Source organism: Rhizobium sp. 01N447_2 (assembly GCF_056399245.1).
The window spans coordinates 149,407-167,075 of sequence record NZ_JBFTQY010000002.1 but is presented as its reverse complement, the minus strand read 5'-3'; the positions used below and the strand labels follow the sequence as shown (position 1 = coordinate 167,075).

General features: G+C 61.8%; 19 protein-coding genes. 10 read left to right on the top strand and 9 right to left on the bottom strand.

Features of this window, described 5'->3' with window-relative positions:
* The first annotated feature begins 27 nt into the window (after positions 1 to 27).
* From AC1ECN_RS02150 to AC1ECN_RS02140, 3 genes are all read left to right on the top strand, one after another.
* Positions 28 to 1,254 carry a DNA recombination protein RmuC gene (locus AC1ECN_RS02150; RefSeq protein WP_130671838.1) on the top strand — a complete coding sequence of 409 codons (1,227 nt, stop codon included), beginning with the start codon at positions 28 to 30 and terminating at the stop codon, positions 1,252 to 1,254.
* Positions 1,255 to 1,335: 81 nt separating this feature from the next.
* The gene (locus AC1ECN_RS02145; protein WP_018070087.1) at positions 1,336 to 2,235 is read left to right on the top strand and encodes a ribokinase; all 900 of its coding nucleotides are present in this window, start codon (positions 1,336 to 1,338) and stop codon (positions 2,233 to 2,235) included.
* A gap of 348 nt (positions 2,236 to 2,583) precedes the next feature.
* Positions 2,584 to 4,923, top strand: coding sequence for a methyl-accepting chemotaxis protein (locus tag AC1ECN_RS02140; RefSeq protein ID WP_130671836.1), 2,340 nt, complete (start codon positions 2,584 to 2,586; stop codon positions 4,921 to 4,923).
* Positions 4,924 to 5,011: 88 nt separating this feature from the next.
* Here the strand turns inward: AC1ECN_RS02140 and ptsN are convergent, their stop codons facing one another.
* The 7 genes from ptsN to lptC all read right to left on the bottom strand — a co-directional run bounded on the left by ptsN (position 5,012) and on the right by lptC (position 11,315).
* Positions 5,012 to 5,476 carry a PTS IIA-like nitrogen regulatory protein PtsN gene (ptsN, locus tag AC1ECN_RS02135; protein ID WP_477952044.1) on the bottom strand — a complete coding sequence of 155 codons (465 nt, stop codon included), beginning with the start codon at positions 5,474 to 5,476 and terminating at the stop codon, positions 5,012 to 5,014.
* A 70-nt stretch (positions 5,477 to 5,546) separates the two neighbouring features.
* A complete protein-coding gene (gene hpf / locus AC1ECN_RS02130) occupies positions 5,547 to 6,122 on the bottom strand; it encodes a ribosome hibernation-promoting factor, HPF/YfiA family (RefSeq protein ID WP_017958734.1) in 576 nt (191 codons plus the stop codon).
* A gap of 291 nt (positions 6,123 to 6,413) precedes the next feature.
* Positions 6,414 to 7,337: a DMT family transporter gene (locus AC1ECN_RS02125; protein ID WP_130671835.1), complete on the bottom strand. Its 924-nt coding sequence runs from the start codon at positions 7,335 to 7,337 to the stop codon at positions 6,414 to 6,416.
* Between the two features lie 129 nt (positions 7,338 to 7,466).
* The gene (rpoN, locus tag AC1ECN_RS02120; RefSeq protein ID WP_477952042.1) at positions 7,467 to 9,026 is read right to left on the bottom strand and encodes an RNA polymerase factor sigma-54; all 1,560 of its coding nucleotides are present in this window, start codon (positions 9,024 to 9,026) and stop codon (positions 7,467 to 7,469) included.
* A 155-nt stretch (positions 9,027 to 9,181) separates the two neighbouring features.
* On the bottom strand, positions 9,182 to 9,958 hold the full coding sequence (lptB, locus tag AC1ECN_RS02115; protein WP_020397421.1) for an LPS export ABC transporter ATP-binding protein: 777 nt from the start codon (positions 9,956 to 9,958) through the stop codon (positions 9,182 to 9,184).
* 40 nt (positions 9,959 to 9,998) lie between these two features.
* On the bottom strand, positions 9,999 to 10,634 hold the full coding sequence (locus AC1ECN_RS02110) for an LptA/OstA family protein (protein WP_477952040.1): 636 nt from the start codon (positions 10,632 to 10,634) through the stop codon (positions 9,999 to 10,001).
* Positions 10,635 to 10,649: 15 nt separating this feature from the next.
* Positions 10,650 to 11,315, bottom strand: a complete 666-nt coding sequence (gene lptC, locus AC1ECN_RS02105) for an LPS export ABC transporter periplasmic protein LptC (protein WP_024322175.1) — start codon at positions 11,313 to 11,315, stop codon at positions 10,650 to 10,652.
* Between the two features lie 225 nt (positions 11,316 to 11,540).
* On the opposite strand from lptC, the gene sppA reads away from it, so the two are divergent.
* From sppA to AC1ECN_RS02090, 3 genes are all read left to right on the top strand, one after another.
* On the top strand, positions 11,541 to 12,491 hold the full coding sequence (sppA, locus tag AC1ECN_RS02100) for a signal peptide peptidase SppA (RefSeq protein ID WP_024322176.1): 951 nt from the start codon (positions 11,541 to 11,543) through the stop codon (positions 12,489 to 12,491).
* A gap of 29 nt (positions 12,492 to 12,520) precedes the next feature.
* Entirely contained in the window at positions 12,521 to 12,820 is a 300-nt protein-coding gene (locus AC1ECN_RS02095; protein WP_003544934.1) for an integration host factor subunit beta, read from the top strand.
* 159 nt (positions 12,821 to 12,979) lie between these two features.
* Positions 12,980 to 13,312 (top strand): LapA family protein, encoded by a 333-nt coding sequence (locus tag AC1ECN_RS02090; RefSeq protein WP_017966752.1) that lies wholly within the window; start codon positions 12,980 to 12,982, stop codon positions 13,310 to 13,312.
* A gap of 39 nt (positions 13,313 to 13,351) precedes the next feature.
* On the opposite strand, the gene AC1ECN_RS02085 is transcribed toward AC1ECN_RS02090, so the two are convergent.
* The gene (locus tag AC1ECN_RS02085) at positions 13,352 to 13,786 is read right to left on the bottom strand and encodes a GNAT family N-acetyltransferase (RefSeq protein ID WP_018070078.1); all 435 of its coding nucleotides are present in this window, start codon (positions 13,784 to 13,786) and stop codon (positions 13,352 to 13,354) included.
* A 37-nt stretch (positions 13,787 to 13,823) separates the two neighbouring features.
* Complete coding sequence (locus tag AC1ECN_RS02080; protein WP_018070077.1) at positions 13,824 to 14,279, bottom strand: SRPBCC family protein; 456 nt, start codon at positions 14,277 to 14,279, stop codon at positions 13,824 to 13,826.
* Positions 14,280 to 14,347: 68 nt separating this feature from the next.
* On the opposite strand from AC1ECN_RS02080, the gene AC1ECN_RS02075 reads away from it, so the two are divergent.
* From AC1ECN_RS02075 to lspA, 4 genes are all read left to right on the top strand, one after another.
* The gene (locus AC1ECN_RS02075; RefSeq protein ID WP_018070076.1) at positions 14,348 to 14,995 is read left to right on the top strand and encodes an NUDIX hydrolase; all 648 of its coding nucleotides are present in this window, start codon (positions 14,348 to 14,350) and stop codon (positions 14,993 to 14,995) included.
* 187 nt (positions 14,996 to 15,182) lie between these two features.
* Entirely contained in the window at positions 15,183 to 16,280 is a 1,098-nt protein-coding gene (locus tag AC1ECN_RS02070; protein WP_477952035.1) for a class I SAM-dependent methyltransferase, read from the top strand.
* A complete protein-coding gene (locus tag AC1ECN_RS02065; protein ID WP_024322180.1) occupies positions 16,277 to 17,137 on the top strand; it encodes a TrmH family RNA methyltransferase in 861 nt (286 codons plus the stop codon). Before AC1ECN_RS02070 ends, AC1ECN_RS02065 begins: the two co-directional genes overlap by 4 nt.
* Positions 17,134 to 17,637 carry a signal peptidase II gene (gene lspA, locus AC1ECN_RS02060; protein WP_018070073.1) on the top strand — a complete coding sequence of 168 codons (504 nt, stop codon included), beginning with the start codon at positions 17,134 to 17,136 and terminating at the stop codon, positions 17,635 to 17,637. The genes AC1ECN_RS02065 and lspA overlap by 4 nt, the downstream gene beginning before the upstream one ends.
* Positions 17,638 to 17,669 lie beyond the last annotated feature (32 nt).

Genomic DNA, 17,669 nt, shown 5'->3' with positions numbered 1-17,669 from the left:
CGCCGTTTCTTCTGTTATGCTTGCCGCATGACCATCCATTCCGAATCGCTCGCCCTTTCCCTTGCCTCGATCAGCCCGGCCATGCTGGCGCTTGTCGGCGGCGTTCTCGCCGCCCTCGCCCTGCTGGTGATCGTGCTTCTGCTGCGCGGCGCCGGCCTTCGCCGCGAGCAGGCGGAGGAGGCAAGCTTTCGTGCTGAGGAAAACGAAGCGCGCATGGCCGAGCTTTTGAAGATCCAGGCGGAGATGCAGGGCCGCATCGCGGCGATAACCGAGGTCTTCGGCGCGCGACAGAGCGAACTCAACCAGACGATCAGCCAACGCCTCGATGGCATGTCGCAGCGCGTCAGCTCGACGATCACCGAGCAGACAAAATCGACGCATGAGAACCTGCAGCGGCTGCAGGAGCGGCTGGCGGTCATCGATGCCGCGCAGAATAATATCCAGACGCTCGCCAAGGATGTCGTCGGGCTGCAGGCCATTCTGTCCAACAAACAGACGCGCGGCGCCTTCGGCCAGTCCAGGATGGAAACGATCGTCGCCGACGGCCTGCCGATGGGCGCCTACGCCTTCCAGCAGACGCTCTCCAACGGTTCGCGGCCGGACTGCACGATTCGTATGCCGAACGGCGCGCCGCCGCTGGTGATCGACGCGAAATTTCCGCTCGAAGCCTGGAACGCGATCCGCGACGCCGGCAGCCCCGAGGCAGGCAAGATCGCCGGCCAGCAGTTCCGCCGCGACATGGAAATCCATATTCGAGACATTTCCGAGAAATATCTGATCCAGGGGGAAACCCAGGATACAGCCTTTCTCTTCGTGCCGTCCGAATCGATCTTCGCCGAGATCCACGAGCATTTCGAACCGGTGGTGCAGAAGGCGCATCGCGCGCGTATCGTCATCGTCTCGCCGTCGCTGCTGATGCTGTCGATCCAGGTCATCCAGGCCGTGCTCAAGGATCAGCGCATGCGGGCGCAGGCGCATCTGATCCAGGGCGAAGTGGCGATCCTGATGGACGATCTCAGCCGCCTCGATGAGCGGGTGCGCAAGCTGCAGGGCCATTTCGCCATGGCACAGAAGGATATCGACATGGTGGTCACGTCAGCCGACAAGCTCACCAGGCGCGGCGCCAGGATCGAAGCGCTGGAATTCGAGGCCGGCAGCGGCGATGCCAAGCCCGCCCGCGACAGCGAAGCCGCCGTCAAATCGGTGGAAAGCCGTACCGGGCTTCTGAAGCTGCGGGTGGTTGACGAGGAGTGACCGCTTCGGGCAGTGTCGCGCCCGCATGAAACATGCAGGAGMATGATGTCACTTGCAGGCTCCAGAAGACGGGACACATTCATGATCACAGTTTTCGGGTCCATCAACATGGATCTCATCGCCACGACCGAGCGCCTGCCGAAGCCCGGTGAGACGGTGGCCGGCAACGGCTTTGCCACGGCCGCCGGCGGCAAAGGCGCCAACCAGGCGCTGGCAGCGCGCCGCGCCGGCCGCTACGTGCATATGGCCGGCGCCGTCGGCAAGGATGCTTTCGCTGCGGAGGCGCTGGCTCTGCTCGATGATGCAGGCACCGACCTTTCCCTCATCAACCATGTCGACGCTCCCACCGGCACGGCGCTGATCCTTGTCGGCGGCGATGGCGAGAACATGATTGCCGTCGTTCCCGGCGCCAATGGCCAGGTCACGCCTGCCGATGCCGAGACGGCGATCGGCCGCATGAACGAAGGCGATATCCTGATGCTGCAGCTCGAAGTACCGGCTGCCGCCGTTGAACGCGCGCTGTCGGCCGCCCGCGCCAAGGGCGTCACCAGCATTCTCAACCTCGCGCCGCTGATCCCCGATGCGCCGCGTCTCGGCCGGCTTGCCGATATCGTCATTGCCAACGAGACCGAATTCGAGCGGCTCGCCGGACAGGAGGGCATGGACGCGCAAGCGCGCGAGGCCGCCCTTGTGCGCCTGCATGCGGAAACCGGCCAGACGCTGATCGTGACGCTCGGCGCCGACGGGGTCATCGCCATCCGCGACGGGGCGATTTCAAGGGCGCAGGGCCTCAAGATCGAACCTGTCGATACGGTCGGCGCGGGAGACACTTTCTGCGGCTATTTCGCCGCCAGCCTCGACGACGGCCTCGATTTTGTCTCGGCGCTGCGCCGCGCGGCGGTTGCCGGTTCGCTCGCATGCCTCAAGGCTGGGGCGCAACCTTCGATCCCTTTGAGCGAGGAAGTCGCAGACAGGATATAGAGGCGTCTCATTGCGAAGCCGCCGGCAAAACTCCCTGTAATTCAGGGCGTTCCGGCGATTTTCCTTGTCTCGATCGATCGAGTTTCATTCAAATTTAAGAGATCTCCGGCGATGCTGCTCGTGGTCGCCGGCTCCTTCCCGCCTTTCGGATTCCGGCCATCCACTGCATCATTCCTTAAATCGGAATCGATTTAAGGATAAAATTATGCAGCCATTCAAAGTGCTACAGCGTCCATTGCGCGTCTCGAAAAGACGCGCGGCGCTGTAGGCGGCAGCTCCATGACGGGGCGAAGCCTTTGCTCCTGCGCCGGAGAATGCCCGTTCGGCGCATCCTTGCCTGAGGACCCCATGTTCATTTTTCGCATGAAATCGCTTGCCGCGAAACTCATCGTTATCACCGGCATCGCCATCGCGCTTGTTCTCATCGTTTCGAACTTTTTCCTCATCGGCCAGACCCGGGATCGCGTCCAGACGCTGACGATGGATCAGGCCAACCTCGAGGCAAAATCGATCGCCAATGAAATCGCCGCCAATGTCGGCGAACTCGCCAGCGCCGCGCGCACCATGTCGGGCGTCATCGGCCGCGGCCATGAAGGCAAGTCGCTCGATCGCAAGGGCATGATCAACGTGCTCAAGGCCAATCTCGAGCAGAATGCCTTCGCCTTCGGCAGCTGGTTCTGCGAGCAGCTCGGCGCGCTTGACGGCAAGACCACCGAGATCGCCAACAACAATGACGAAGGCACCAACAAGAACGGCGCCTTCACGCCCTACTGGTCGAAGACCAAGGACGGCGGCATCCAATATTCGACCTTCGACAATGATTATACCGCCGCATGGTGGAAGCTCGCCGCCGACAGTGGCAAGGGCGCGATCACCACGCCCTATATGGCCGAGGGAACGGATGTGCCGACGCTGCTGACCTCGATTGCCTATCCGGTCATGTCTGGCGGCAAGATGATCGGCGTCGGCGGTGTCGATATTTCGCTGAAGTCGCTGACCGACAAGTTGCAGGCGCTGCATCCTTTCGGTTCGGGCCGCGTCACGCTGCTGTCGCAGGCCGGCAACTGGATCGTCGCGCCGATCCCCGACCTGATGACCAAGGAATATGACGGCGAGGGCGCCGACATCGTCAAGACGGCGCTGTCGAGCAAGCAGCCCGGTCTCGTCAGGAACCTCACCTATGACGGCCTCGATCCCTTCGATCGTGTCGTCTATCCGTTCGCGGTCCCCGGCGTCAACGCCACCTGGGTCGTGCTCGTCGACGTGCCGCACACGGCGATCAACGCGCCGGTGCGAGACCAGACCTACATGATGATCATCAACGGGCTGATCGTGCTCGGCGCCGTCATGCTGGCGCTCTATTTCGCGGTCCGCTCTTTCGTGCAGCGGCCGCTCGGCGGACTCGTCGCCAGCGTCAAGGCACTGAGCGACGGCCAATACGGCGAGCCGATCGCCGCCCAGGACCGCAGCGACGAAGTCGGTTCGGTCGCCAAGGCGCTCGAAGGCTTCCGCTTCACGCTCGCCGACAGCCGCCGCCTCGAAGACGAGGCCGCCGACCAGCGGCAGGCCGCCGAGACCGAGCGCAGCCGCTCGGAATCGGAACGCCAGGAATCGGTGTCGCTGCAGCGCCATATCGTCTCGATCGTCGGCGCCGGCCTTTCCGAGCTGTCGCAGGGCAATCTCAGTCATCGCATCACCGACGAATTCCCCGGCGAATACGGCAAGCTGAAACAGGATTTCAACGCCGCCCTTGCGAGCCTCGAAGAGACCATCAACACGATGAACCTCAGCGTCGCCAACATCGGCTCCGGCACCGGCGAAATCAGCAACAGCGCTTCCGACCTCGCCAAGCGCACCGAGCAGCAGGCCGCAAGCCTGGAAGAGACGGCGGCCGCGCTCAACGAGCTCACCGCGCAGGTCGATTCCAGCGCCGAGAATGCGCGCACGGCAGCCGACAACGTCAACCTCGCCTGCCAGGATGCGGAAAAGTCCGGCGAAGTGGTGCAGAAGGCGATTGCCTCGATGCAAGGCATCGAACAATCTTCGACGGAGGTTTCGCGGATCATCGGCGTCATCGACGAGATCGCCTTCCAGACCAACCTGCTCGCCCTGAACGCCGGTGTCGAGGCGGCGCGTGCCGGGGAAGCCGGCAAGGGTTTTGCCGTCGTCGCCCAGGAGGTGCGTGAACTCGCGCAGCGTTCGGCCAATGCCGCCAAGGAAATCAAGACGCTGATCAACACCTCGGCCGTCCAGGTCAAGGAAGGCGTCGATCTCGTCGGGCGCGCCGGCGGCACGCTGCACAAGATCGCCGAACAGGTGATGGGCATCAACGACCTCATCCGGCAGATCTCGGCATCGGCCAGCGAACAGGCTGTCGGCTTGAAGGAAATCAACCAGGCCATGAACCAGATGGACCAGGTAACGCAGCAGAATGCGGCGATGGTGGAGGAAGCGACCGCCGCCAGCGTCGCACTCAACGACGAGGCACAGACGCTGAAGGCGCTCGCCACCCGCTTCAATGTCTCGGGTTCGGGGAACGCCGCAGCGCTTGCCTCGGTCGCGCAAAAGATGCGGGCGCCAGCGGCTGCGGCCCCTTCGCCTCGCGTGAGCGCGCCGGCGATCCGTCGCTCCGTTGCCCCGTCGCGTGGATCCGCTGCCGTGGCGCAAGACAGCTGGGAAGAGTTCTGATCGTTCAACCCCTCATAATGAAAAGGCGCCCGATAGATCAGGCGCCTTTTTGCATTCGAGAATGCGATGCGTTATCGCGCGACGTGCGTCAGGCAGCGTTCGACGTCTGCTCTTCGTTGAGGAAGGCATAGATCGCCTGGGAGGAATCGGTGGCGCGCAGCTTGGCGACCAGATCGTGATCGCGCAGCACGCGGGCGATACGCGACAGAGCCTTGAGATGATCAGCGCCCGCGCCCTCCGGCGCAAGCAGCAGGAACACGAGATCGACCGGCTGGTCGTCCAGCGCCTCGAAATCGACCGGCTGCTCCAACCGAGCGAAGATGCCGACGATCGAATGGAYGTTTCCCAGCTTGCCGTGGGGAATGGCGATGCCGTTGCCGACGCCGGTCGAGCCCAGGCGTTCGCGCTGCAGGATAACGTCGAAGATCTCCCGTTCGGAAAGCCCGGTGATCCTGGCGGCTCTTGCAGCCAATTCCTGAAGCAACTGTTTCTTGGAATTTACTCTGAGGGCGGGAATGATCGCATCCTGATGGAGCAAATCTGCCAATGCCATTTCTTTTTCCTTCTGTCGCCGGGATCAAATGCAAGGAGCGGCGGCAACACCGCCGCTCACCACGCTGATCTCAGCCTTTGATACTGGCTGAATCGATCCAGCCAATATTTCCGTCGTGCCGACGGTAAACGATGTTCAGATGTTCCTTGCCGGGGCTGCGGAACAGGAGAAGCGGCTCGTCGGTCATGTCGAGCGCCATCACGGCGGTGGCGACCGACATGGTCTTCAGCTGCTTGGTGCTTTCAGCGACGATCGCCGGAGCGAAATCGTCGGCGATTTCATCATCGTGATCAGGAACGGAATCCATAACCGTGTAGGAGACCTCTGCAAAACCATTCAGATGGTTTCCGGCGTGATGGTCCTTGAGCTTGCGCTTGTAACGCCGCAGCCGTTTTTCGATCCGCTGGGAGGCAGCGTCGAAAGCCAACTGCGGGTCGGTCGCCTCGCCGGCCGCATGCAGTACCACGCCGCTGTCGAGATGCAGCTTGCAGTCCGCCGAGTAACGAGAACTCGCCTTTTCCACGGTAACCTGGCCGGAATATCCCCCGTCGAAGTATTTCGTGATGGCCATACCAATTTGGTCCTCGATCTTTTGACGGAAGGATTCACCAATTTCCATATGTTTCCCGGATACACGCACACTCATGGAGTTTCCCTTCTTATGGTCGTTTGCGGGTATCAGTTTACGCCAAGCCTCAGGTTCATCCAAGCACTTCGCACAATCTCAAGCAAGATCGGCTTAGGCCTGCGGGTCCTTGGTACCCTTCTGATGCTGGGGATAACTACAGACGCCGTTCGCGGCATCGATTGCGGCGGGCTTCTAGCCAGAGGTTACCGAAAAGTCAATAGGGCGAGAATCACCATCGGCGGCGCCCGGGTAACGTGTAGTCGATACCTTGCTGGGCAAGTTATGCCGCCGATTGCCACCCCATCAACTTTATGCGCTTCGCGCTTGCGTTGCGCTCGCCCTCGCGGGGATCGTCATGGCTGCGACACCTGATATGACGCAGACGAGTCCGATCCAGGCCGTCTGGCTCAGCTTTTCGCCGAGGAAGACGATGCCGATCGCAACACCGATCGGCACTCTGAGATAGGCTTGCGAGGTGGTTCCGACCGAACCCAGCGTCTGGACGAGACGGAAATAGATCGTAAAGGCAAGGGCCGTCGAAAAGGCGGAGAGGGCAAGCAGCGCCAGCACCGATGCCGCCGACGGGTCGAGTTCCCATGGCCGATCGACGACGAGGCTCATGGGCAGGAGAATGACCGCGCCTGAAATCAACGAGCCGGCCGCCGGCACTGCGGGATCGAGCCCCTTGAAGTTCTTGCTGAAAATCGCGGCACCTGCATAGCAGATGGTCGCCAGGATGATGGCAAGCTGCGCCATCAGGCTTTCGCCGAGACCGCCGAGCGCTTCGACGCCGATGACGAGGCAGATGCCGGCAAGCCCGGCCATGACGCCGAAAAGCCTTCGCAGTGTCACCTGCTCATGGCGGGTCATCAGCACGGTCAGCAGGAAGGCGAAGATCGGCGTTGCCGAATTCAGGATCACCGCCAATCCGGCATCGACGGACTGTTCTGCCCAGGCGATCAGCGTGAAGGGGACGACGCTGTTCAGACAGGCCTGAACGAAAAACCGGCGCCAGATCGCACCATCGCGCGGCAGGCGGACACGCCGGTGGCGCAGCACGGCAAGCAGAATACCGCCGGCAATCAGCGTGCGGGCGGCGATCAACGTTATCGGCGGGATGGTCTCGACGCCGATCTTGATGAAGCTATAGGAGGAACCCCAGAGGGTCGCCAGCACCAGCAGCAGGAAAAGCTCCCTGGCAAGGTTCAGATTTTGCGGCGTCATCGTCGGCATTTCGATCTTCGTTCAAGAAAATTCAGATGGTTACAGCGCCGTTGCGCGTCTGAAAAGACGCAGGGCGCTGGAGAGGAATAACGGGATTTGCGGGCGGGATGCTTCGATCCAGGTCGAAGTATGACAGCGTCAGAAGCCGGCGACCTTGGCGAGCGCCCGCTTCTCGCGGCGGCGCTGCACCGAAGAGGCGATGTTCATCGCCTCCCGGTATTTCGCAACCGTGCGGCGGGCAAGATCGACGCCGCCCTTCTTCAGCATGTCGACGATATCGTCGTCGGAAAGCACCGCCTCCGGGCTCTCCTGCAGGATCAGCGCACGGATCTTGTGACGCACGGCCTCGGCCGAATGACTGTCGCCGCCGGCGACGGCGCTGATCGAGACGGTGAAGAAATATTTGAGTTCGAAGAGGCCGCGCGGCGTCAGCATGTATTTGTTCGACGTGACGCGGCTGACTGTGGATTCATGCATCTTGATCGCCTCGGCGACCGTTTTCAGGTTCAGCGGGCGCAGGTAGTCGACGCCATGCAGCAGGAAGGCGTCCTGCTGGCGGACGATTTCGCTTGCCACCTTCATGATGGTTTTTGCCCGCTGGTCGAGGCTGCGGGTCAGCCAGTTGGCGCTCTGCAGGCAATCGGAGAGGAAGGCGTGATCCTCTCCATTCCGAGTCACGCGGGAAAAATAGGACTGGTTTACCAGCACGCGCGGCAGCGTATCCGGATTGAGCTCGACCAGCCAGCCGCCCTCGGAGGAGGCTCTGACGACCACATCCGGCATGATCGCTTCGGAAACACCCGCCTCGAAACCGCTGCCGGGCTTGGGATTGAGCTGGCGGATCTCGCCGAGCATGTCGAGAAGATCTTCCTCGTCGACGCCGCAGAGCCGCTTCAACGTGGCGAAATCGCGCCGCGCCAGGAGTTCGAGGTTTTCGACCAGAGCCTGCATGGCGGGGTCATATCGGTCCTTCTGCCTGAGCTGGATCGCCAGGCATTCGGCGAGGCTGCGGGCGAAAACACCCGGCGGATCGAGGCTCTGGAGGGTGGCAAGCACGCGCTCGGCCTGTGCGAGGCTCGTGCCCAGCCTCTCGCCCGCCTCGACGATATCGGCCTGCAGATAGCCGCAGTCGTCGAGCTGGTCGACGAAATTCTGCGCGACCAGCCGGTCGGCCATGTCAGGCAGGACGAAGGGGATCTGCTGGGCGAGATGATCACGCAGCGACACCTGGCCGGCGACGAAATCATCGAGATCGTAATCGGCGCCCTCGCCGCTGCCCGGCATCGATTTCCACTGGCTGACGAGCTCCGGCGCATCGAGGCGCTGCGGGGCACCGTCATCAGGAAAGACGTTGGTGTAATTGGCGTCGAGTTCGTCGTTCAGCCGGCTCGTGCTGGCGCTGCCGCCATTGTCATACCAGTCGCTGGAAAGCGCCTCGGTCCGGTTGTCGTAACCGTCATCCGACCCAGCATCCTCCGGCTGATGAGCATAMTCGCCGTCTTCGGATTCGCCGCGTTCACCGCCCCCCTCGCCGTCATTCGACGGAAATTCGAGCAGCGGGTTCTTCTCGACTTCCTGGGCGATGAACTGGGTGAGTTCAAAATGCGTCATCTGCAGCAACTGGATGGATTGCATCAGTTGCGGTGTCATCACCAGGGACTGGGTCTGGCGCAGGAAAAGATTGGCGGACAGTGCCATGACGGACGCGAAACTCCCCTCAATTCCTCCGGGAAACCGCGTCCGATCAAGGCTTCAGGCCACGGAAATCCAAGTTGGCCCAAAAATTGCTTTTTTATTGTATTTGGTCAAGCGGAACTATGCCGACAAGGTGAATTTCTGCGGGTCGCCCGGTATCAGAGGCTGAAATTGTCGCCGAGGTAGAGCCGGCGCACTTCCGGATTGTTGACGATGTCGTTCGCCCGGCCATGGGTCAGCACCTCACCGGCATGGATGATGTAGGCGCGGTCGATGAGACCCAGCGTCTCGCGCACATTGTGGTCGGTGACGAGAACGCCGATGCCGCGCGCCGTCAGGTGGTGAACGAGATTCTGGATGTCGGCGACCGAGATTGGGTCGACGCCGGCGAAGGGCTCGTCGAGCAGCATGAAGGTCGGGTCGGTCGCAAGTGCACGCGCGATTTCGAGGCGGCGGCGTTCACCGCCGGACAGGGCGACGGCGGCACTCTTGCGCAGCTTCTGGATATGGAATTCCTCCAGCAGCTCGTTCAGCTTCTGCTCGCGCTCGGCCTTGTCCTTCACATGCACTTCGAGGACGGCGCGGATATTCTCTTCCACTGTCAGCCCGCGGAAGATCGAGGCTTCCTGCGGCAGGTAACCGACGCCAAGGCGCGAGCGGCGGTACATCGGCATGGTCGTGACGTCGTTGCCGTCGATCTCGATCGTGCCTTCATCCACCGGCACAAGGCCGGTGATCATATAAAAACAGGTGGTCTTGCCGGCGCCGTTCGGGCCGAGCAGGCCAACGGCCTCGCCACGGCGCACCACCAGCGAAACGCCGTTGACGACGCGCCGCGTCGCATAGGTCTTCGTCAGACCGCGTGCAATCAGCGTTCCCTGATAGCGGCTCTTGTCGGCGGCGCCCGCAGCTTGTGGCCCGGGCTTGCCGAACATGGTGGATAGCGATGATAATTTCACGTGGGAGGCCGGCTTCTCAGTTCTGCTTCTGCTGCGGTGTATTCGGCTTCGATTTCGGATCGAGCTGAATCTGGACACGCCCGCCGCAGCTTTCAAGCTCCGCCTGGCCAGTCTGCATGTGAACCGTCAGTTTACAGCCGGTGAAGACGTTCGGCCCGTCCGATAGAATAACTTTGTTTCCCTCATCTGCCGTGAGGATGAATGTCTGCGAGGCCATGTCGAAATTGCCGTCATCGGCGGTCGCCGTCTGCGTGCCCGAGGTCAAGAGGACCTTGTCCGTCACCAGGATCTTGTCGATATCAGCACTTCCCGATGCAAGCGAGGCCGACTGCTCCGGCTGGGCGGCGGGTTGGGCGCCGTCAGCAGCCGGCTTTGCCGCCTTATCCTTGTAATAGACGGTCATCTTGCCGGATTGCATCGTCGTCGTGCCCTGGACGACCTTGACCTTGCCGGTGAAGAGCGCGGTGTGTTCCTGGTCATGGATCTCAAGCTTGTCGCTTTCGATCTGGATCGGMTGGTCGTTGGAAAGCTTCATGCCCGACATCGTGGTCGACTGCGCACCCGCGCCCGAGGCCGTCAGAATAAGGGCAAATGCGCCGGCAATGAATGCCATGCCTGTCTTGCAAGTGGAAATGCGACAATCTTTTGTCATGGATGACCCGGCTGGTTAAGTGCCCTGTTTATGGATGGTGGATGGATCGACATTCATTCGAACATTCCCCTCGAATGTGATCACCCGCCCCTTATCGGTTATCTGAAGCGTCTGCGCAACAATGGAGGCATTGTCCTTGGTGATGGTGACGGGGTCGTCGCTCCGCATGTTTCCGCCCTTGATGTCGAGCTGCGCGGACTGGAAATTCGCATTGAGGCCGCTGCTCAGCACCAAAGTGAAGGGGGCCGTCATATGCAGATTGTCGGTGGCGCGGTTGTAGTCGGCGGTAGAGGCGACGACGCGGGCGATCAGGCCGTCATTCATCGGCACAGCGGCCTTAATGGTTTCGAGCGTGATGAGATTGGGATTGCGGATGTCCTGCAACGCCCTTTCGGCCAGCATCGAATAGTTGATGCCGTCGGAATTGCGGCCAGCGATCGCCGGCTTTTCCATCACGACCTTGCCGTTCTCGATCTTGGCGCCTTCCAACTTGATGTTCTCGGGCAGATAGATGCGGACCAACGCCACCGCGGTTAGGCTCGCTGCGATGACCAGGGCCGCCACCGGCAGCAATATTTTCAGCCGGCGCACGCGGGCGGAATGGAACAACGCATCGCCATAGGCATTCTTGCCGGACCCTGAATAGGCGGCATGTCCGTTGTTCTTCAGGGTATCGAGCATAGGCCTTGTCCATGTGCGGTGATCGCCGCGCCTCGATAACAAAGCGGGCCGCCAATCACAGTTCGTTTCGCATTATTACATTGGCTTGCCAATATGGAATTTTTTCTGCAACAAGCAACAAAACGGAAAAACATTTAAAAGTGGCATTCGTACGGGTCGCTGCCACCCTATTTCACCGGATTGATCGGCGGCGTGCCGAAGCCGGTGCCAGCGCTGGAGGTTTCCATGGACAGTTCGATCATCGCGGATCGCCGGCGGCTGCGCCGCAAGCTCGGCTTCTGGCGCCTCATCGCGGTGGCCCTCATCGTGGCACTGGGTTTCGCCTTCTACCACTTTGCCCTCGGCGATGCCGGGACGGAGCGCCCGCATATCGCCCATGTGACGATATCTGGACTGATCGTCGACGACGACGAACTTCTGGAGCGGCTGAAGAAGGTCGAGACCAGCGACCAGGTGAAGGCAGCGGTGATTTCGATCTCGTCGCCCGGCGGCACGACCTATGGCGGCGAAAAAATCTTCAAGGCGATCCGTGCGATATCAGCCAAGAAGCCTGTCGTCTCCGACGTGCGCACACTTGCCGCCTCCGCCGGTTACATGATCGCCACCGCCGGCGATACGATCATTGCCGGCGACAGCTCGATCACCGGCTCGATCGGCGTCATCTTCCAGTACCCGCAGATCCAGCCGCTGCTCGACAAGATCGGCGTCTCGCTGCAGGAGATCAAGTCTTCGCCGCTGAAAGCCGAGCCCTCGCCCTTCCACGAGGCGAGCGAAGAGGCCAAGGCGATGATCCGCAACATGGTGGTCGACAGCTATAACTGGTTCGTCGACCTGGTTGCCGACCGGCGCAAGCTGCCGCGCGACGAGGTGCTGAAACTGGCCGACGGCACGATCTATACCGGCCGCCAGGCGCTGAAGGTGAAACTCGTCGATGCAATCGGCGGCGAGGCTGAGATCCGCGCTTATCTGACGTCGCGCGGCGTCGACGGCGAACTGCCGATGGTGGACTGGGACAAGAAGAGCAATACGCCCTTTCTGCTCGCTGGGGCTGTTTCCCGGTTGATTACGATCTTCGGTTATGATGATCTCATGAAAACCCAGGATATCAATGGAATCCTGCCCCCAAAGTTGCTTCTTGACGGGCTGCTTTCAGTTTGGCAGGTTGGCCACGATTGATAAGAAATCAATAATTTAAGGGGGCGAATGTGATCAAGTCCGAATTGGTGCAGATAGTTGCGGCACGCAACCCGCATCTCTATCACCGCGACGTCGAGAATATCGTCAACGCGGTTCTCGACGAGATCACGGATGCACTGGCTGCGGGTAACCGAGTCGAATTGCGCGGCTTTGGCGCCTTTTCGGTCAAGAACCGCCCTTCCCGCTCCGGTCGCAATCCGCGGACCGGCGATACCGTCTTCGTCGAGGAGAAGTGGGTTCCCTTCTTCAAGACCGGCAAGGAGCTGCGCGAGCGGCTCAATCCCGGCCAGGCCGACGAAGAGGATTGAGCCGTCGCTGCCTGCGGCGAAACCGCACTTGAACTTGAGGGCCGTTTTCCTATTCTGGTAACGCATCGTACTTTACGCGTCTGAAGAGACGCGTGGCGCTGTAAGCATGAAACGCGCCCCGCAAAAAGACCGGCGCAATCTGCCGCGTGGAGACCTCAAATGGCCAAGAAGATCGTCAACCTGTTGATTCTGCTGCCGCTCGGCGTCATCCTCATCGTCTTTTGCGTCGCCAACCGGCAGAGCGTCACGCTCGCCTTCAATCCGTTCCGGCCGGAAGACCAGGTGCTTGCAGTTTCCGCGCCCTTCTTCGTCTTCCTGTTCATCGCGCTGATCACAGGCATGCTGATCGGCGCGGCCGCCACCTGGTTCAGCCAGGGCAAACACCGCAAGCGCGCCCGCACCGAGGCCAAGGAAGCCATTCGCTGGCAAGGCGAGGCCGACCGCCACAAAAACCGTGCCGAGGAAATCGCCGGGCAGCTGCCGGCGCGGTAAAACCGGATTGGCATGTCGACGGCCGGCTTTGGCGGCGTCTCAAACCGGAAAAAAGCTCAATTCCTCATAGTCACCCTCCGGCGAGGCGCCGTTGCCGGTCACCTGGAACCCGTGGGAAAGGTAGAACGCCTTCGCCCGCCGGTTCTTCACCAGGCATTTCAGCCTGTACCGGTGTTGCGGCCATTCCGGCAGGGCGTGCAGCAGCGCCGTGCCAGCGCCCTGCCCATGAAATTCAGGGCTGATATAGAGCATGTGGATGAAATCGTCCTCCGGCCAGAGCGACAGGAAGCCGGCGACGCTGCCGCTTTCATGCGCGCAGACGAAAACCGTCTCGCCATTCGTATGGGCGGCGAAATCCTCGCGATAGAACTTGCCGGGATCGACCCAGACGAATGTTTCGCGGCGCACGGAAAGATAAATCTCCGCGAGCCTTTCCTGGTCTTCCGCCCGCGGCGGCCTGATGGTCCACGTCATGACGTCGATTTAAACAAACCCTCAGCCCGCGCCAAGCCTAACCGGCCGCCATCTTCGCGACGACGGCGGCATTGAAATCCGAAAAGAACCCTTCGGCGAGCTTCTGCGAGGTCGAATCGAGCAGGCGGGCGCCGAGCTGGGCGAGCCTGCCACCGAGTTCGGCCTTCGACCGGTAGTGCAGGATGGTCTCCACACCCCTTTCCTCGAGCACGATATCGGCGCTGCCCCTGGCGAAGCCGGCAAGACCGCCCTTGCCTTCGGCCGACAACGTGTAACTCTTCGGCGCATCGACATTGGAGAGCGTCAGCAGCCCATGGAAGGTGGCAGACAGCAGGCTGAACTTGACCTTGATCGTCGCCTCGAAAGCGCTCGGCGACAGCCGCTCGATGCCCTGACAGCCTGGAATGCAGCCGCGCATGATCTCGGGATCGTTGAGCGCTGCCCAGACGACGTCCCGCGGCGCGGCGATGCGTTCTTCGCCGGTGAAATCCATTCGATGGCCCCATCTCCGATCAGCTCATCTTATCCCAGCGGGAAAGCGCTTTGCCAAGGCGGGACGGAATGTTATCTGCCGGGTTCCGATCTGGCACACATTTGACACACATAGGGGATGGGCCGATGAACGACGAACTGAAGCCCTGGAGCGTGACGGCAAGCCGTATCACCTATGAAGATCGCTGGATCCGGGTCCGGAGCGACGATTGCGTCACCGCCGATGGAACCGTCATCGCGCCGTTCCATGTGCTCGATTATCCTGACTGGATCAACGTCATTCCGCTGATGCCCGACGGGCGCGTGCTGCTGACGCGCGAATACCGGCACGGCCGCGGCGAGATCGTGGCCGGTCTCGTCGCCGGCGGCGTCGAACCCGGCGATAGCAAGACCGGCGATGCGGCGATGACGGCGGCACGGCGCGAACTGCGGGAAGAGACCGGCTATGAAGCCTCGACCTTCGTCAAGCTGCTCACCTCCTATCCGAATGCGGCCAATCACAGCAATGTGGTGACGAGCTGGCTGGCGCTCGGCCTGAGCAAGGTCGGCGAACCGGCATTCGACCCCGGCGAGAAGGTCGACCTGCTGTTTGCGGATCTTGCTGCCACCCTTGGCGACCTGCAGTCCGGCGCCGTCATCATGCAATCGATGCATGTCGCAGCCCTCTATGCGGCGGAAAGCTGGCTTCGCACACAAGCCTCCGAGGGCTTGAAATAGGCGCCGCGCCGGGAGACCCTGTCGTCTTGCCCGGGTCAGGTCGGCTGCGCAGTTGATCCGGCACGCTTTTCTGGGCTACTGCATAATTCAAGTGCTGCAGCGTCCTTTGCGCGTCTCAAAAAGACGCACGGCGCTGTAGAGGACGCAAAGCCGATAAGCCACCCCGACAGAGATGCGGAAGAGCACGTTGAAACAAAGAGAAGGCCGGCCGGGCCAGAAGAAAACATCAGGTCCTTCCGGTGAAAGCCGCAGGGACGATCGGGCAGGCCGGCCGCCAAAGCCGGTCGCGCGGCCCGCGGCAACCCGCGAGGCGGTGCGCGAGGCTGCTGTGCCTGCCGCCGTCGTGCGTCCCCTGATAACACGCAGCGGCGAGCGCCCGACTGAGCGCGTGCCCGTCATCCTCGAATCGCTCGGGGCCGGCGACTTCCACCTGATCGACAGCGGCAACGGCGAAAAGCTGGAGCAATATGGCCCCTACCGCATCATCCGCCCCGAGGCCCAAGCGCTGTGGCGGCCTTCGCTGGCGCCCCAAGTCTGGGAAAAGGTCGATGCCGCCTTCACCGGCGACACCGACGAGGAAGGCACCGGCCGCTGGCGCTTCYCGAAAGAGGCACTCGGCGAGACCTGGCCGCTCAACCTGCTCGGCGTCGATTTCCTCGGCCGCTTCACCTCCTTCCGCCATGTCGGCGTCTTCCCCGAACAGATCGTCCACTGGAGCTGGATGAAAGAGCAGGTCGAAAAGGCCGGCCGGCCGCTGAAGGTGCTGAATCTCTTCGGTTATACCGGCGTCGCCTCGCTTGTCGCCGCCGCAGCCGGAGCCGAGGTCACCCATGTCGACGCCTCGAAGAAGGCGATTGGCTGGGCAAGGGAAAACCAGGCGCTCGGGCGCATGGAGAAGTTGCCGATCCGCTGGATCTGCGAGGACGCGATGAAATTCATCCTGCGCGAAGAACGCCGCGGCAGCCAATACGACATCATCCTCACCGATCCGCCGAAATTCGGCCGCGGCCCCAATGGCGAAGTCTGGCACCTCTTCGAGCATCTGCCGTTGATGCTCGATGTCTGCCGCGAGATCCTGTCGCCAAAGGCGGTGGGCCTGGTGCTGACGGCCTATTCGATCCGCGCCAGCTTCTATTCGATCCACGAGCTGATGCGCGAGACGATGCGCGGCGCCGGCGGCGTGGTCGAATCCGGCGAGCTGGTGATTCGCGAAGCCGGCACCGACGGCAGGACGCAGGGCCGCGCGCTTTCCACCTCCCTCTTTTCCCGCTGGGTGCCCAAATGAGCAAGGACTTCCACGATCAGGGGCCGCGCAGGGTCGGACAGGTGAAGGAAGTCACCTCGCTTGCCAATCCGATCATAAAGGACATCAAGGCGCTGACGAACAAGAAGTCGCGCGAGGAAAGCGGCACTTTCCTCGCCGAAGGACTGAAGCTCGTCATCGATGCGATCGAACTCGGCTGGGCGATCCGCACGCTGGTCTATGCCAAGGCCGCCAAAGGCAAGCCGCTGGTCGAGCAGATGGCGGCAAGGACCGTCGCCTCGGGCGGGCTGGTGCTCGAAGTCAGCGAAAAGGTGATCGCCTCGATCACCCGCCGTGACAATCCGCAGATGGTCGTCGGCATCTTCGAGCAGCGCTGGACACCGCTCAAGGGTATCCGGCCAAAGGAGGGCGAGACATGGGTGGCGCTCGACCGAGTGCGCGACCCCGGCAATCTCGGCACTATCATCCGCACGGCCGATGCGGCCGGCGCTTCCGGCATCATTCTGCTCGGAGAAACGACCGACCCCTTTTCGCTCGAAACCGTGCGCGCCACCATGGGCTCGGTCTTTGCCGTTCCGGTCGCGCGGGCGACACCTGAGGAATTCATCGCCTGGCGGAAATCGGCCGGCGTTTCCGTCGTCGCGACGCATCTTGCCGGCGCGGTCGATTACCGGACGATCGACTACCGGAAGAAGCCGGTCGTGCTGTTGATGGGCAACGAACAATCCGGCCTGCCGGAGCAGCTTGCCAGGGAGGCCGATGCGCTTGCCCGCATTCCGCAGCAGGGCCGCGCCGATTCCCTCAACCTCGCCGTCGCCACCGCCGTCATGCTTTTCGAGGCGCGCCGCCATCTCCTCTCACTTGCCGAGGGCAAATGACCGAACAGACGCATGCACGCCCTGCGCTGTTTTCGCGCCCGGCACCGATCCTCTTCTTCATCGTCGTCGCCGTTCTCATCGACCAGGTTGTCAAGATCACTGTTGATCACACTCTGCCGCTGCAGGAGGCGGTGCCGGTCATTCCGATGCTGGCGCTCTACCGCACCTACAATCTCGGCGTCGCCTTTTCGATGCTGTCCGGCATGGACGGCTGGTTCATCGTCGGCATGCGGCTCGTCATCGTCGCCTTCGTCATCTGGCTGTGGCACCGCACAGCGAAGGACCGCTGGATCGCTCATCTCGGTTATGCGCTGATCATCGCAGGCGCGATCGGCAACCTCGTCGACCGCTTCGCCTATGGTCATGTGATCGATTACATTCTTTTCTACACCGAGAGCTGGTCCTTCGCGGTCTTCAATCTCGCCGACAGTTTCATCACCATCGGCGCGGGTTGCGTCATTCTCGACGAGCTGCTGCTGCCAAAAAAGGCCAGCCGCTAAAATCTTATCGAAATCCTGAAGGCATTCGGAAC